The sequence below is a fragment of the Micrococcus sp. IITD107 genome (genome assembly GCF_041927415.1).
GTDB lineage: Bacteria > Actinomycetota > Actinomycetes > Actinomycetales > Micrococcaceae > Citricoccus > Citricoccus terreus.
Map to the genome: position 1 here is coordinate 361,213 of NZ_JBHFFN010000001.1, position 15,929 is coordinate 377,141.

A 15,929-nucleotide genomic window follows, 5' to 3' on the forward strand; every position below is an offset into this window, starting at 1 on the left:
CGTGAACGATCCGGACGGAACAGGGCCGGGACGTCTGAACGACGACCCGGCCCTGCGGTGCAGCTGCGGTGTGGCGGGATCAGCGGGTGGCGCGCGCCTTGAGTGCCCGGACCACCTCATCGCGGGACTCCGCGACCGTGCGGGCCAGAGCGGCCTGCTTCTCCCGGGCCCGTTCGATCAGCGTGTTCGCCGCGTCCACGGTCTGCTGTGAGACCTGGGAGGTGGGGAAGAGGCCGATGGCGGCGGACTCGGCCATCTCGTGCGAACGCGAGGCCCACAGCTCCTCGGCGCCCTCGAAGAACTGCGGTGCGAAGCCGGCCAGCAGAGCGGGGTCGTTGGTGCGGGCGAACCCAGCCAGGACATTGCGCTGGGTGGTGTTGGACAGCTCCCCGGACACCACCTGGTCCCAGGCGCGCTGCTTGGCCTCAGCGGTCGGCACAGCGGCCCGGGCCTGAGCCGCCGCCAGGGCACCGGTGGCGGTGGCATCGTTCTGCTCGGCCGCCGCGATCTCGGACTCACCGGCACGGCCGCCGGCCACCAGCCCGGTCAGCATCTCCCACTTCAGGTCGGTGTTCAGGTCCAGCCCGTCCAGGGACTGCTCTGCCGAGTGCAGCCCGGCCAGGGTGTCCAGCTGCTCGCCGGTGCGGGCATGCTGGGCGAAGGCCTTGATGAACTGCAGCTGGTTGTCCGACCCGGCCTCGGCGCCACGAGCCAGCTCCAGCAGACGGTCTGCGGCGGTCGCCCGCAGCTGCGAGGCCTGGTCCTCCGGGGTGTAGAGGGACAGGGCGGTGTTGAGCTGACGCAGCAGGGTCTGCACCACCGAGGAGTCCACCTCGTGGCCGATGTTGGCCAGCACCAGGTCCACGAACCACTGCGCCGTGGCCTCTCCGTCCCGAGCAGTGTCCCACGCGGCACCCCACAGCAGGGTGCGCGGCAAGGAGTCCGCCACGTCCTTGAGCCGCTCGGCGGCCATCGTCCAGGACGCCGAGTCCAGGCGGATCTTGGCGTAGGCCAGATCATCGTCGTTGGGCAGGATCAGCGCAGGGCGGCGCGCGCCGACAGCCTCGGAGACCTCCGTCACCTCGCCGTCCACATCGAGCTCGTACCGCTGGGTGCGGACGAGCCGGCCGTCGTCGTCCAGGTCATAGAAGCCCACCGCCATGCGGTGAGGACGCAGCACTGCGTCTCCCGGCTCGCCCTGCTCCACCCCGCGGGGCGCGGACTGGACCAGGCGCAGGGAGGTGATGACGCCGTCGGGACCCTCGCCCTGCGTGTCCACCTCCACCGAGACGGTGTTCACCCCGGAGGTCTCCAGCCACAGCCGGGTCCACTCGGACAGGTCGCGGCCGGAGGAGGCCTCGAGCTCGCGCATCAGGTCCGGCAGCTCGGTGTTGGACCAGGCGTGCTGGCCGAAGTACTCGCGCACGCCGGCCATGAAGTTCTCCTGGCCCACCCAGGCCACCAGCTGGCGCAGCACCGAGGCGCCCTTGGCATAGGTGATGCCGTCGAAGTTGACCAGGACATCGTCCAGATCGCGGATCTCGGCCTTGATCGGGTGCGTGGTGGAGAGCTGGTCCTGGCGGTAGGCCCACGCCTTCTCCATGGAGGAGAACGTGGTCCAGGCTCCGATGTACTTGGTGTTCTCCGCCGCGGCCAGGGTGGACATGAACTCGGCGAAGGACTCGTTGAGCCAGAGGTCGTTCCACCACTTCATGGTGACCAGGTCGCCGAACCACATGTGGGCCAGCTCGTGCAGCACGGTGATGGCTCGGCGCTCCACCATGGCCTCGGGGACACGGGAGCGGAACACGTAGTTCTCCAGGAACGTGACGGCCCCGGCGTTCTCCATGGCGCCGGCGTTGAACTCGGGCACGAAGAGCTGGTCGTACTTCTCGAACGGGTACGGCGTGCCGAACTGGGCCTCGAAGAACTCGAAGCCCTGGCGGGTCAGCTCGAAGATGTTCTCCGCGTCCAGGTGCTCGAACAGCGAGGCCCGGCAGTAGGCACCCAGGGGGATGGTCCGCCCGTCGGCGCTGGTCAGCTCGGAGTGCGTGGAGCGGTATGGGCCAGCGATCAGCGCGGTGATGTAGGAGGAGATCCGTGGCGTCGGCGTGAAGGTCCAGGTGGAGGCGCCGGAGAACGGCGAGCCCTCGGCCAGCTCAGCGCGAACAGGTTCCGGCGTGGGGGAGTTGGACACCACGGCCCAGTGGTCCGGAGCGGTGACGGTGAAGGCGAAGGTGGCCTTGAGGTCGGGCTGCTCGAACACGGCGAACATGCGGCGGGAGTCCGGCACCTCGAACTGGGAGTAGAGGTAGACCTCTTGGTCCACCGGGTCCACGAAGCGGTGCAGGCCCTCTCCGGTGTTCATGTAGTCGGCCAGGCCGTCCACCACCAGGGTGTTCTCTGCGGCCAGCGGACCCACGGTGATGCGGGTGCCGTCCGAGCAGTCCGAGCCCAGCTCAGTGCCGTTGAGGGTGACGGCGGTGAGGTTCGTGGAGACGAAGTCGATGAAGGTCTGACCGCCCACGGCGTCCTCGGACGCGCGGAACCGGACCGTGGTGCGTGAACGGAAGTGGTCTCCCGGCAGGGTGAGGTCAAGATCGATCTCGTAGGACTCCACGGACAGCGCCTCAGCGCGGACGCGGGCCTCCTCGCGGGTGATGTTCAGAGTGGACACAGAGCCTCCAGGGCGACGGTGGTGACAGGGGTGAGGACGGGGCTGAGAGTCCGTCGTGGCACCAGATGTGAAACAAGCGATGAGCAACTCCCCATTGTGCCACCGATGTGTCCCACTGCACAGGATCTGGGGACCGTCCGCGCCGGTAGGGTGGATGGCGACCCCACAGGCCCGTCCGATCCGACCGAACCAGGAGCCCCCATGCGCGTCCACATCGCCACTGACCACGCCGGCCTCGAGCTCTCCGCCCACCTGCAGCGGCACCTGGCCGAGCGCGGCTACGAGATGGTGGACCACGGGCCCCAGGAGTACGACGCCCAGGACGACTACCCCGGCTTCTGCATCAACGCCGCCCGGGCGGTGGCCGCCGAGCGCGCCGAGGGGAAGGACTCCCTGGGCATCGTGCTGGGCGGCTCCGGCAACGGCGAGCAGATCGCGGCGAACAAGGTCGAGGGCATCCGTGCGGCGTTGGCCTGGAACCTGGACACCGCCCGGCTTGCCCGCGAGCACAACGACGCCAATGTGGTGGCCGTGGGCGGGCGTCAGCACTCCCTGGAGGAGGCCACCGAGCTGATCGAGGCGTTCCTGGCCGAGCCCTTCAGCAATGACGAGCGCCACGTGCGCCGGATCGGCAAGATCGGGCACTACGAGCGCACCGGCGAAGTCCAGATGTGATCCTTCTCTGCGGCAACCGCTCGGAGCGCGTGTCCCATGCCTGAGGGCCATTCCATCCACCGGCTCGCCCGGCAGTTCCAGGACACGTTCGTGGGGCAGTCGGTGCGGGCCACCTCTCCGCAGGGGAGGTTCGCCGAGGGTGCCGCTCAGCTGGACGGTCATGTTCCCGTGGAGTCGATCGCCCACGGCAAGCACTTCTTCCTCACCTTCGACCACGGTCACACCCTCAATGTGCACCTGGGGATGTACGGGGCCTGGACCTTCGGCGGGGACCACACCTTCACGGTGGCCTCCTCCATCGGTGCACCCCGGAGGATCGGCGAGCGGGAGATCCACCGTGAGTCGGCTGACCCTGCCCACCCCCTTCCCGACGACGGCCGGTCGCCTTCCGCAGGTGCGCCAGGTGACGCCGTGGCTGGGAGAGCGGCGGCGGAGCCGCCGGAACCCACGCCGACCACCCGCGTGCGGCTGGTGACCCAGCACGGCTGGGCGGACCTGGTGGGTGCCTCGATCTGCCGCGTCCTGACGCCGGGTGAGGTGGAGACGGTGCGCTCGGGCCTCGGGCCCGATCCGCTGGATCCGCAGGCGGACGCGGGGGAGTTCGTGCGGCGAGCCAGCCGGACCGGGCGGGCCATCGGCGCCGTGCTGATGGATCAGTCGATCATCGCGGGTGTGGGCAACATCTTCCGCGCGGAGACACTGTTCCGGCAGCGGATCGACCCCCACCGTCCGGCGCGGTCGCTCTCCGACCAGGAACTGCGGGGCCTGTGGGAGGACCTGGTCCTGCTGATGGGGATCGGAGTGAGACGCGGACGGATCATCACCACCGCACCGGAGCACCGGCCCGGCGTGCCGGAGGCCGAGGCGTGGCCGGAGCATGCGACCTACGTGTACCAGCGGCAGGGACAGACCTGCCTGGTCTGCGGGACCACCTCGCGGGACGGTGCCGACGCGATCGTGGTGGAGGAGATGGTCCAGCGCAAGCTGTACCGCTGCGCCGTCTGTCAGGCGTGAGCAGGACGGAGACGGTCCAGAACAGCAGCAGGGCCCCGGACCGGATCGGTCAGGGGCCCTGCTGGGATGCGGAGGGGATGACGGGAATCGAACCCGCGTAGCCAGTTTGGAAGACTGGGGCTCTACCATTGAGCTACATCCCCGGAACAGCGAGGTTGAGCCTACCAACCGGAACCCTCGCTCTGCAAAAGGCTCGCTGATCGCCCTGGTGGACGCGCCGTCGTCGGGACCTGCTGTGCCTCCGGGACGAGGTCACCTGGAACCGTGATTACTCGCCTGCTGAATGCAGGGGGTAGTCTTGGACGGTCCGTCTCCGCCCTGACGGTGCACTGCTGTGCGCTCGAGGGCGGATCGGCGGGGTGTAGCTCAGCTTGGTAGAGCGCGCGCTTTGGGAGCGTGAGGCCGCAGGTTCAAATCCTGTCACCCCGACGTCATCTCGACATCAAGCATCAGTACGACGTTCCCGATCCATCTACAGGAGTCCTACGTGGTCAAGAGCACCGCAGAAAACCTCAGCCCCACCCGGGTCAAGCTGGACGTGGAGGTCCCCTTCGAGGACCTCAAGCCGCGCATCGACGAGGCCTACTCCACCGTGGCGAACCAGATCCAGGTTCCCGGCTTCCGCAAGGGCAAGGTGCCGGCGCGCATCATCGACCAGCGGGTCGGCCGCGGCTTCGTGATCGAGACCGCCATCAACGAGGGTCTGAACGAGTTCTACCAGGCGGCCCTGATCGAGGCCGAGATCACGCCTCTCTCCCGCCCCGAGGTGGAGATCACCTCCACGCCCGGCACCGACGGCGACGCTGAGGCTCCGCTGAAGTTCACCGCCGAGCTGGACGTGCGCCCGGAGATCGAGCTGCCCGACTACAAGGGCCTGAAGGTCACCGTCGAGCCCGCCGCCGCCACCGAGGAGGACGAGCAGAAGGCACTGGACGACCTGCGCTCCCGCTTCGGCACCCTCAAGGACGTGGAGCGTCCGGCGAAGAAGGACGACTTCGTCACCATCAGCCTGACCGCCACCATCGACGACGAGCAGGTCGACCAGGCGGAAGGTCTGTCCTACCAGGTCGGCGCCGGCACCATGCTCGACGGCATGGACGAGGCCCTGGAGGGTCTGTCCGCCGGCGAGGACGCCATCTTCGAGACCACCCTGGCCGGCGGCGATCGCTCCGGCGAGAAGGCGCAGGTCAAGGTCGTGCTCGACGCCGTCAAGGAGCGTGAGCTGCCCGAGGCCGACGACGAGTTCGCCCAGCTGGCCTCCGAGTTCGACACCATCGACGAGCTCAAGGAGGACCTGAAGAAGCAGGCCGCCGAGGGCGCCGTCACCGGTCAGGGCGTCGAGGCCCGCGACAAGGTCCTGGAGGAGCTGGTCAAGCTCGTCGAGGTCGCCGTGCCGGACTCGATCATCACCGAGCAGGTCGAGCAGCACTTCGCCCAGGGCGGCCACACCGAGGGTGATGACCACGACACCGAGGAGCACCGCGCCGAGGTCGAGCAGAACACCCGCGAGGCCTTCCGCAACGAGGTCATCCTGGACGCCGTGGCCGACGCCGAGGAGATCGGTGTGGACCAGGGCGAGCTGATCGAGTACATCATCACCACCGCCTCCCAGTACGGCATGGACCCGAACCAGTTCGCCCAGATGCTGGACCAGGCCGGCCAGGTCCCGATGATCATGGGCGAGGTGCGCCGCCGCAAGGCCCTGGCCAAGGTGCTGGAGTACGCCGAGGTCACCGACACCGACGGCAACAAGGTCGACCTGACCGCCTTCGTCACCCCGGGCGGCCAGGATGCTGTGGAGTCTGCTGACTCGGCGGATTCCGCTGATTCGGCCGATTCCGCCGACTCCCCGGAGTCTGCCGACTCTGCTGAGTCTGCTGACTCGGCTGATGAGGCCGCACAGAAGAAGACTCCGGCGAAGAAGGCTCCGGCTCGCAAGCCGGCCGCCAAGTCGACCGCCGCCAAGACCACGGCTGCCAAGTCGACCACGGCCAAGAAGGCTCCGACCAAGAAGGCCGACGACGCCGAGGCTGGCGAAGCGACGGAGGAGAAGGCTCCGGCCAAGAAGGCTCCGGCTCGTAAGCCGGCCGCCAAGTCGACCGCCGCCGCCAAGACCACGGCTGCCAAGTCCACCACGGCCAAGAAGGCTCCGGCCAAGAAGGCTGAGGGCGAGGGCGCCGAGCAGACCGAGAAGAAGGCTCCGGTCAAGAAGGCTCCGGCTCGCAAGCCGGCTGCCAAGAAGGCACCGGCCCAGAAGGCTGAGGAGACCACCGAGGGCTGATCCTCTCCGGTGATCCACCAGGCGCCCGGGCGCCTCCCACCCCTACGGGGCAGGGCGGCGACCCGGGCGCTCTGCTGTCCGGGCGCCGTCGGGACCTGCTGAGGCAACCGGTGCGGACCATGCGCCAACAGCGAACAGTGCGGTGCCGCACGGGTGGTGGACGAGCCGTGACAGTAGTCTCGAAGAAATCGCGCGGCCGGTGAGCCGGACCTGTGTCCGGACCCGACGCGCACACGGCCAGAGCATCAGGAAGGCAGGGCGCAATGACTGCATCCACTCCCGCACCCCGCATGGCGTCGGTGGACCCGGCGGCCCGCGAGGACTACATCTACAACCGGCTGCTGAAGGAACGCATCATCTGGCTGGGATCCGAGGTGATGGACGAGAACGCCAACGCCATCTGCTCGCAGATGCTCCTGCTCTCGGCCGAGGATCCGCACAAGGACATCTACCTGTACATCAACTCCCCGGGCGGCTCGATCACCGCGGGCATGGCGATCTACGACACCATGCAGTACATCCCCAATGATGTGGTGACCGTGGCCACCGGCATGGCCGCCTCCATGGGGCAGTTCCTGCTCTCCTCCGGCACCAAGGGCAAGCGCTACGCCACCCCGCATGCGCGCATCCTGATGCACCAGCCCTCCGGCGGCATCGGCGGCACCGAGTCGGACATCCGCATCCAGGCCCAGCTGATCCTGCACATGAAGCAGGTCATGGCCGAGCTGACCGCCGAGCAGACCGGTCAGACCGTGGAGACCATTCTCAAGGACAATGAGCGTGACAAGTGGTTCACCGCTCAGGAGGGCCTGGAGTACGGCTTCTTCGACCACATCGCCGAGCGGGCCGGCACCGTGACCGGCGGCGGTGGCGTGGACAGCTGAGCTGTCTGCTCCAGCTCCAGCCGATCCAACCGACCGACCCCGTCAGACGTCACCAGCTCTGTCCAGGAGACCTTCAGATGATGAACCAGTACCCCACCGGAATGACCGATCAGCCCGGCATGCCCTCCGGCATCGGGCGGACCTCCCCGACCTCGCGGTACATCCTGCCGCAGTTCGAGGAGCGCACCCCCTACGGTTTCAAGCGCCAGGACCCCTACGCCAAGCTGTTCGAGGATCGCATCGTCTTCCTCGGCGCCCAGGTGGACGACGCCTCGGCCGATGACATCATGGCCCAGCTGCTCGTGCTGGAGTCCATGGACTCCGAGCGCGACATCACGCTCTACATCAATTCGCCGGGCGGCTCCTTCACCGCCATGACCGCGATCTACGACACCATGCAGTTCATCCGTCCTGAGGTGCAGACCGTGTGCCTGGGACAGGCTGCCTCTGCGGCCGCGGTGCTGCTGGCTGCCGGTGCCCCGGGCAAGCGACTGGCGCTGCCCAACGCGCGCGTGCTGATCCACCAGCCCTCCATGGGTGGGGACCGCGGCACGGCCACCGACCTGCAGATCCATGCGGAGGAGCTGCTGCGCATCCGCACCTGGATGGAGGAGACGCTGGCCTCGCACACCAACAAGAGCGCGGAGCAGGTCCGTCAGGACATCGACCGGGACAAGTTCCTCTCCGCCCAGGGCGCCAAGGAGTACGGCCTGGTGGACGAGGTGCTCGAGCCCCGCAAGATCAGCCGCCCCCAGCTGAGCAGCTGAGATCGGCTGATCCGCTGAATCGACACTGAAGGGCCGCCTCCCAAGACCGGGTGGCGGCCCTTCAGCTGTGGTCGACCCGGGTCGGTGCCGACATCCGCCGTTGCGGACCGCTATCGCGTCCGGCACCGGACGTATGCTGGACAAACTGCGATCGATAGCCCCGGTCGACCACCGGCCCATCACCCGCGATCGCCCCCCTGATGTCTGAGGAGACCCCCGCATGGCACGCATCGGCGAAAGCGCTGACCTGCTCAAGTGCTCGTTCTGTGGAAAGAGCCAGAAGCAGGTCAGGAAACTCATCGCCGGCCCCGGTGTCTACATCTGCGATGAGTGCATCGAACTGTGCAACGAGATCATCGAGGAGGAGCTCGCGGAGGTCGTGGAGACCGCTGAGGTCGAGCTGCCCAAGCCCAAGGAGATCTACGCCTTCCTCGAGGAGTACGTGATCGGCCAGGACGCCGCCAAGCGGTCTCTGGCGGTGGCCGTCTACAACCACTACAAGCGGATCCGCGGCGGGCACACTGCCGGCAAGGAGTCCTCCTTCGCCGAGCACCTGGAACAGCACGCCTCCTTGGAGGACTCCCTCTCCGATGTGGAGGTCGGCAAGTCCAACATCCTGATGGTCGGTCCCACCGGTTCCGGCAAGACCTATCTGGCCCAGACGCTGGCCCGGATGCTGAACGTCCCCTTCGCCGTGGCCGACGCCACCTCGCTGACCGAGGCTGGCTACGTGGGCGAGGACGTGGAGAACATCCTGCTCAAGCTCATCCAGGCCGCAGACTATGACGTGAAGAAAGCCGAGCAGGGGATCATCTACATCGACGAGATCGACAAGATCTCGCGCAAGTCGGAGAACCCCTCGATCACCCGTGACGTCTCCGGCGAGGGCGTCCAGCAGGCGCTGTTGAAGATCCTGGAGGGCACGGTGGCCTCCGTGCCGCCCCAGGGCGGGCGCAAGCATCCACATCAGGAGTTCCTGCAGATCGACACCTCCAACGTCCTGTTCATCGTGGCCGGTGCCTTCGCCGGACTCGACGAGATCATCGGCTCCCGGGCCGGACGCAAGGGGATCGGCTTCGGCGCTCCGCTGAACCATCTGGGCAGCGGAGACGTCACCTATTCCGAGGTGCGCCCCGAGGACCTGCTCAAGTTCGGCCTGATCCCCGAGTTCATCGGGCGCCTCCCGGTGATCACCACCGTGGAGAACCTGGACCGAGCCTCGCTGATCCAGATTCTGACTGAACCGAAGAACGCCCTGTTGAAGCAGTACCAGAAGATGTTCCTGCTGGACGGCGTGGAGCTGCAGTTCGACCAGGACGCCCTGGACGCGGTGGTCGAGCAGGCCGAGGAACGGGGGACCGGTGCCCGTGGACTGCGATCGATCATGGAAGAGGTCCTGAAGCCGGTCATGTTCGATCTGCCCTCCCGAGACGACATCGCCACGGTGGTCATCACCGCAGATGTGGTCCGTGACGGCGCCGAGCCCACGCTGATCTCCCGTGAAGTGGACCGCAAGCGGCGGAACAAGTCAGCCTGATCACCTGTTGGACCGTGTGACGGGCTGAACCGCCCGATCCCGAGCATTCAAGGAGCGCTTTCGTGACCGAGACCCCGCAGACCGCACAGGACACCCAGAAGGTCGACTTCTGGTTCGACTCGACCTGCCCCTTCGCCTGGATCACCTCCCGGTGGATGCTCGAGGTCGAGAAGGTCCGCCCCGTGAAGGTCACCTGGCATGCCATGTCCCTCTCTGTCCTGAACGAGGGCCGCGACCTGGACCCGGGCTACCTGGAGCGCATGGAGAAGGCCTGGCTCCCGGCCCGTGCCGCGATCCAGGTCCGTGAGCGCCACGGCGTGGAGGCCCTGGGCGAGTGGTACACCGCCGTGGGCACCCGGATCCACAATCAGGGCAACAAGGACTACGAGGCCGTGATCGCCGAGGCCCTCCAGGAACTGGGTTACGACGCCGAGATCCTCGATGCAGCGAAGACCGATGCTGAGGATGAGAAGCTGCGCTCCTCGCACCAGGAGGCGATCGACCTGGTCGGGGACGACGTGGGCACTCCCGTGGTCTCCTTCAACGGCACCGCCTTCTTCGGTCCGGTGCTGACGCGCATCCCGCGCGGCGAGGAAGCCGGCCGGATCTTCGACGGCGCGGTGGCCCTGGCCGGGTTCCCGTACTTCTACGAGATCAAGCGCTCCCGCACCACCCAGCCCCAGTTCGACTGAGTCTGGACTCGCCTGGCGCTGGGGGAGTAGCCTCGTCGTGTGCTCCGAGGGGATCGGAGACAATGACGAGGGAGGAGGAAGCATGGGTATGAAGAAGGGCGTGGCGTCCGTACTCGCCGTCGGCGCGCTGGCTGCGTCGGGCCTGGTGGGCACAGCCGCCCCAGCCGCCGCCGTGGAGAACATGTACATCTACTCAGGTAATTATCACGACTGCCAGAAGAAGACTCTGGTCGCGGTGGACAAGTTGAAGCGCTACCGGGCCATCACCGGTCTCCGTGTGTCCTACGCGTGCCAGTACTTCTTCGACGCCAAACGCTACGAGACCCACATCTCGTACTCCATCAGACGATGACTCCCTGACCTCGAGTCGGGGCTGACTGAATACAGTCCGTGATGCCCGCCGGTCGCAACTCGGCGGGCATCACGGCGTCAAGGCGCTTTCACTGGTCCTCGGCGGGTGCCAGCTCCACGTCGGAGACCACCAGGACGGCGTCACCCTCCGGTGTGCCCTCCACCAGGGACAGGTCGGTGACGTTGCCGGCGGCCTTCAGATCCTGCAGGGCGCCGCGCAGCTGCTCCAGTCGGTCGGCTGGAGCCGTGACCACAGCAGAACGCACCTCGGTGCGCTGCTTGACCTTGGCCTCGGACTTGGACTTGCGGATCCCGCCCAGGGCCTGGGCGACCGTGGAGAGGACACCGGCGTCGCCGCCGTCGGAGGCCGCCTGGATGCCGGTGACCTCCTGGGCCAGGCCCGGCCAGGCCGCGCGGTGCACCGAACCGGAGCGCCACCAGCCCCAGACCTCGTCCGTGGCGAAGGGCTGGAAGGGTGCCAGCAGGCGCAGCAGGGCATCCAGCGTGGTCGCCAGGGCGGCCAGCACGGACGCCTGCTCGCCCTCGCCGTGTCCTCCGTACGCACGGTCCTTGATCAGCTCCACATAGTCATCGGTGAACTGCCAGAAGAAGGACTCCGTCAGGTTCAGCGCGCGGGCGTAGTCATATGCCTCGAATGCCCGGGTGGACTGCTCCACGGTCTCCCGCAGCCGCACCATCAGTGCACGGTCCAGAGGGTTGGTGATGACCGCTGCCTGCTCAGCGGAGCGGATCACGTTCTGCTCGGTGGCACCCAGGTTCAGGGCGAACTTGGAGGCGTTGAGCAGCTTGATGGCCAGGCGTCGCCCGATCTTCATCTGCGCGACCTCGTAGGCCGTGTCCGCGCCGAGCTTGGCCGAGGCAGCCCAGTAGCGCACAGCATCGGAGCCGAACTCATCCAGCACGTCGGTGGGGACCACCACATTGCCCTTGGACTTGGACATCTTCTTCCGGTCCGGGTCCAGGATCCAGCCCGAGAGCGCGGTGTGCTTCCACGGGATGGACTCGTTCAGGGCCTCAGCACGGACCATGGTGGAGAACAGCCAGGTCCGGATGATGTCGTGTCCCTGGGGACGCAGGTCGAACGGGAAGACCGTACCGAAGTAGTCCTCGTCACGGCTCCACTGACCCACGATCTGCGGAGTCAGCGAGGAGGTGGCCCAGGTGTCCAGGACGTCCGGATCGCCGGTGAAACCACCCGGGACATCGCGCTGGGACTCCTCATAGCCCGGAGCGGCCTCGGCCACGGGGTCCACGGGCAGCGCCTCGTCAGAGGGGAGGATCGGGTGCTCGTAGTCCGGCTCACCGTCCTGGTCCAGGGGGTACCAGACCGGGATCGGCACACCGAAGAACCGCTGACGGGAGACCAGCCAGTCGCCGTTCAGGCCCTCGACCCAGTTCTCATAGCGAGAGCGCATGAACTCCGGGTGCCACGCGACCTCCCGCCCACGCGAGACCAGGGCGTCCCGACGAGCTGCGTCACGTCCGCCGTTGCGGATGTACCACTGGCGGGAGGAGATGACCTCGAGCGGCTTGTCGCCCTTCTCGTAGAAGTTCACCGGGTGGGTGATCTTCTTCGGTTCGCCGTCCAGCAGCTCGGCCTCCTTCAGTGCAGCGACCACGGCCTCCTTGGCGGAGAACACCGTCTTGCCGGCCAGCGCCTCGTAGTGGGCACGTCCGGCCTCGCTGGTGATCCACTCGGGAGTCTCGGCGTGGAAGCGCCCGTCCCGGCCGATCAGCGTTCGGGTGGGCAGCTGCAGCTCACGCCACCAGGTGACGTCGGTCAGGTCGCCGAAGGTGCAGACCATGGCGATGCCCGAGCCCTTGTCCGGCTTGGCCAGGGCGTGGGCCTTGACCTCCACCGGGACCTCGAACAGCGGTGAGGTGACCATGGTGCCGAACAGGCCCTGGTACCGCTCGTCGTCGGGGTGGGCCACCAGAGCCGCGCAGGCCGGCAGCAGCTCGGGGCGGGTGGTCTCGATGATGACCTGCTCGCCGGACTCGGTGAAGAACGGAATCCGGTGGTAGGCGCCGGGCATCTCCCGGTCCTCCAGTTCGGCCTGGGCCACGGCGGTGCGGAAGGTGACGTCCCAGAGGGTGGGAGCTTCGGCCATGTAGGCGTCGTCAGAGGCCAGGTTGCGCAGGAAGGCACGCTGGGAGACGGCACGGGAGACGTCGTCGATGGTCCGGTAGGTCAGCGACCAGTCCACGGACAGTCCCAGGCGGGTGAACAGCGCCTCGAAGACCTTCTCGTCCTCGACCGCCAGCTCCTCGCACAGCTCGATGAAGTTCTTGCGGGAGACCACGTCCCAGTCGCGCTGGTTCTTCGCGGGGGTCTCCGGGGGGCGGTAGCCCTCCACGTACGGCTTGGTGGGATCGCACCGCACACCGTAGTAGTTCTGCACGCGCCGCTCGGTGGGCAGGCCGTTGTCATCCCAGCCCATGGGGTAGAACACGTTCTTGCCGTTCATCCGTTGGAAGCGGGCCAGCACGTCGGTCTGGGTGTAGGAGAACATGTGACCCACGTGCAGAGACCCGGACGCGGTGGGCGGCGGGGTGTCGATCGAGTAGACCTGTTCGCGCGTGGTGTCAGCCTCGAAGGCGTAGGTGCCCTCGGTGCGCCAGCGCTCGGAGAGCTTGTCCTCCAGGCCCTCCAGGGCGGGGCGGTCAGGGACGTTCACCGAGGTGGCGGCGGTGCCGGAAGTGGATGCGTTCGGATCGGAGATGGGCGTGTCTGTGCCCTGCGCGTGGTCAGCCATGCCGCCCATCATCCCACGGTGCGCGCAGGCGCTCCGAATCCGCAGACACGTCCTGACGACAGCCGTGCATGCTCGGGGCACGGCCACGTGCCACGGCCCCCAACGATTGACCTCGGCTGAGATCAGGACCACCATGAGCACACCAGCCGCTCAGTCTGCGTGACCGCATCCGTCACCCCTCCGCGCAGCAGGATCCTGTGGAATCCACCGATCACCTACGCTCCGTGAGGGAACGACATGAGCAGCATTGCCACACCCATCCGCACGTCCATGCGCGCCATCGTGCAGGACGCCTACGGGTCCGCCGCGGTCTTCCGATCTGCACGGATCGCCCGGCCACAGATCGCCGAGGAGGAGGTGCTCATCCAGGTCAGGGCGGCTGGCCTCGATCGAGGGACCTGGCATCTGATGACCGGGCAGCCGTATCTGGTCAGGATCCTGGGGTTCGGTCTTCGCGCACCGAAGAACCGCGTGCCGGGGCTCGATGTGGCGGGCGTCGTCGTCGGCGTCGGATCTGCAGTGACGCAGTTCGCTCCAGGCGACGAGGTGTTCGGGATCTCCCGGGGCTCCTTCGCCGAGTACGCTGCCGTCCGCGAGGACAAACTGGCCCACAAGCCGCCGAATCTGACGTTCGCCCAGGCGGCCGTCGTCCCGATCTCTGCCGGCATGGCACTGCAGGCGTTGACCGAGGTCGGCAGGATCAGTCGGGGACAGCGAGTCCTCGTCATCGGCGCGTCCGGTGGAGTCGGGAGCTACGCGGGGCAGCTGGCCCGAGTCTTCGAGTCCGAGGTCACCGCCGTGTGCAGCACCTCCAAGCTCGGTGACGTGCGGTCGCTGGGGGCTGACCACGTGCTCGACTACACCTCCCAGGACTTCGCCGATGGCACCCACCGGTACGACCTCATCCTCGACATCGCCGGCAACTCACCACTGTCGCGACTGCGCAGGGCCCTGACCCCGGGAGGAACACTCGTGATCGTCGGCGGTGAAGAGGGAGGGCGCTGGACAGGGGGGTTCGGCCGATCCCTGCGTGCCTCGATCCTCTCCGCGTTCGTGCCTCAACGTCTGACCATGCTCGCCAGCAAGGAGCGTGCCAGTGATCAGGAGCAGCTCGCGGCACTGATGGCGGCCGGCACGGTGACGCCCAGCGTGGACTCCACCTACCCCCTCGACCACGTCGGCGAGGCGATGCGGCGGCTGGAGGCCGGGGACGTGAGGGGCAAGATCGCCATCACCATCTGACGGGCCGGTCTACCCTGGGTCTATGAGCGCAGAGACCTCCATCGCCCACGCCGCCGTCGTCACCGGAGCCTCATCCGGCATCGGGCGGGCCACCGCCCTGCGCCTGGCCCAGGACGGCTGGACCGTCTACGCGGTGGCCCGCCGTGCTGAGCGCCTGCAGGACCTGGCCGAGGAAGCGGCCGGTGAGGGGGCCGGCGTCGGGAAGGTCATCCCGCTGCCCGCGGACGTGACCGATCCGGCCCAGGTGGCCCGGGTGAGGGGCCACGTGGAGGCCGCCGGGGGAGCGGACACCGTGCTGGCGATCGCCGGCGGTGCGCTCGGCACTGATTCTGTGGCCGAGGGGAAGCTGGAGCAGTGGGAGACCATGTTCCGCTCCAACGTCCTCGGCACGCTGAATGTCACCCAGGCGTTCCTGCCCATGCTGAGGGCCTCCGGACGGGGCACCGTGCTGGTGCTGACCTCCACGGCCGGGCTGGTCTCCTACGAGGGCGGGGGTGGCTACAACGCGGCGAAGATGGGCCAGCACGGACTGGTGGGCGCACTGCGGCTGGAGGAGGCCGAGCATGATGTCCGGGTGATCGAGGTGTTGCCTGGACTGGTCCACACCGAGGAGTTCTCCCTGAACCGGCTCGGCGGTGACCAGGCCAAGGCCGACGCCGTCTACGCCGGCGTGGAGAACCCCTTGACTCCAGAGGATGTGGCAGACGTGTGCGCCTACGCGGTCAACGCCCCGCATCACGTGAACCTGGACCAGATCGTGGTCCGTCCCGTGGCCCAGGCTGCGGCCCACAAGCTGATCCGGAAGGGCTGAACCCGCGATACACTGGACCGCACAGGCACTGACCCGGCCATCACCGGTGAGCCTCCGGAAGAACAGGTCCCGCCCGGACGTCTCCAGACACCGCGTGCAGACCCCAGTAGAACCGGACGGGTAAGCCCGTCACAGCAGTCACGAGCGGTCGTCCGCCGCACCGGCACCCCCGGAACGGCAGGCGGCAAGCAGGGTGGTACCGCGCCGCACGGCGTCCTTGC

At 67.7% G+C, this 15,929-nt stretch carries 12 protein-coding genes and 2 tRNA genes; 11 read left to right on the forward strand and 3 right to left on the reverse strand.

The window, feature by feature from the left end; all coding sequences use genetic code 11:
- Window positions 1-79: 79 nt before the first annotated feature.
- Window positions 80-2,677, reverse strand: coding sequence for an aminopeptidase N (gene pepN, locus ACEXHE_RS01700; RefSeq protein ID WP_374784483.1), 2,598 nt, complete (start codon window positions 2,675-2,677; stop codon window positions 80-82).
- A 201-nt stretch (window positions 2,678-2,878) separates the two neighbouring features.
- On the opposite strand from pepN, the gene ACEXHE_RS01705 reads away from it, so the two are divergent.
- Together ACEXHE_RS01705 and ACEXHE_RS01710 are read left to right on the forward strand one after the other, a co-directional pair.
- Window positions 2,879-3,352, forward strand: coding sequence for a ribose-5-phosphate isomerase (locus ACEXHE_RS01705; protein WP_356966137.1), 474 nt, complete (start codon window positions 2,879-2,881; stop codon window positions 3,350-3,352).
- Window positions 3,353-3,388: 36 nt separating this feature from the next.
- On the forward strand, window positions 3,389-4,366 hold the full coding sequence (locus ACEXHE_RS01710; RefSeq protein ID WP_374784484.1) for an Fpg/Nei family DNA glycosylase: 978 nt from the start codon (window positions 3,389-3,391) through the stop codon (window positions 4,364-4,366).
- A 72-nt stretch (window positions 4,367-4,438) separates the two neighbouring features.
- Here ACEXHE_RS01710 and ACEXHE_RS01715 read toward each other — a convergent pair.
- Window positions 4,439-4,509: transfer RNA gene (locus ACEXHE_RS01715), tRNA-Gly, on the reverse strand.
- 212 nt (window positions 4,510-4,721) lie between these two features.
- On the opposite strand from ACEXHE_RS01715, the gene ACEXHE_RS01720 reads away from it, so the two are divergent.
- The 7 genes from ACEXHE_RS01720 to ACEXHE_RS01750 all read left to right on the forward strand — a co-directional run bounded on the left by ACEXHE_RS01720 (window position 4,722) and on the right by ACEXHE_RS01750 (window position 10,879).
- A tRNA-Pro gene (locus ACEXHE_RS01720) sits at window positions 4,722-4,795 on the forward strand.
- 58 nt (window positions 4,796-4,853) lie between these two features.
- Window positions 4,854-6,647, forward strand: a complete 1,794-nt coding sequence (gene tig, locus ACEXHE_RS01725; protein WP_374784485.1) for a trigger factor — start codon at window positions 4,854-4,856, stop codon at window positions 6,645-6,647.
- A 290-nt stretch (window positions 6,648-6,937) separates the two neighbouring features.
- The gene (locus tag ACEXHE_RS01730; RefSeq protein WP_091694220.1) at window positions 6,938-7,531 is read left to right on the forward strand and encodes an ATP-dependent Clp protease proteolytic subunit; all 594 of its coding nucleotides are present in this window, start codon (window positions 6,938-6,940) and stop codon (window positions 7,529-7,531) included.
- Between the two features lie 80 nt (window positions 7,532-7,611).
- Window positions 7,612-8,298: an ATP-dependent Clp protease proteolytic subunit gene (locus tag ACEXHE_RS01735; RefSeq protein WP_091695210.1), complete on the forward strand. Its 687-nt coding sequence runs from the start codon at window positions 7,612-7,614 to the stop codon at window positions 8,296-8,298.
- 220 nt (window positions 8,299-8,518) lie between these two features.
- On the forward strand, window positions 8,519-9,835 hold the full coding sequence (gene clpX / locus ACEXHE_RS01740) for an ATP-dependent Clp protease ATP-binding subunit ClpX (protein WP_091694216.1): 1,317 nt from the start codon (window positions 8,519-8,521) through the stop codon (window positions 9,833-9,835).
- 62 nt (window positions 9,836-9,897) lie between these two features.
- A complete protein-coding gene (locus tag ACEXHE_RS01745; RefSeq protein WP_356966144.1) occupies window positions 9,898-10,527 on the forward strand; it encodes a DsbA family protein in 630 nt (209 codons plus the stop codon).
- An 82-nt stretch (window positions 10,528-10,609) separates the two neighbouring features.
- Entirely contained in the window at window positions 10,610-10,879 is a 270-nt protein-coding gene (locus ACEXHE_RS01750) for a hypothetical protein (RefSeq protein ID WP_356966145.1), read from the forward strand.
- A gap of 88 nt (window positions 10,880-10,967) precedes the next feature.
- Here ACEXHE_RS01750 and valS read toward each other — a convergent pair whose 3' ends face one another.
- Window positions 10,968-13,655, reverse strand: coding sequence for a valine--tRNA ligase (gene valS, locus ACEXHE_RS01755; protein WP_374784486.1), 2,688 nt, complete (start codon window positions 13,653-13,655; stop codon window positions 10,968-10,970).
- 237 nt (window positions 13,656-13,892) lie between these two features.
- Here valS and ACEXHE_RS01760 point away from each other — a divergent pair, with 237 nt between their 5' ends.
- Together ACEXHE_RS01760 and ACEXHE_RS01765 are read left to right on the forward strand one after the other, a co-directional pair.
- The gene (locus ACEXHE_RS01760; RefSeq protein WP_374784487.1) at window positions 13,893-14,897 is read left to right on the forward strand and encodes an NAD(P)-dependent alcohol dehydrogenase; all 1,005 of its coding nucleotides are present in this window, start codon (window positions 13,893-13,895) and stop codon (window positions 14,895-14,897) included.
- A 22-nt stretch (window positions 14,898-14,919) separates the two neighbouring features.
- Window positions 14,920-15,708, forward strand: a complete 789-nt coding sequence (locus ACEXHE_RS01765; protein ID WP_356966151.1) for an SDR family oxidoreductase — start codon at window positions 14,920-14,922, stop codon at window positions 15,706-15,708.
- Window positions 15,709-15,929 lie beyond the last annotated feature (221 nt).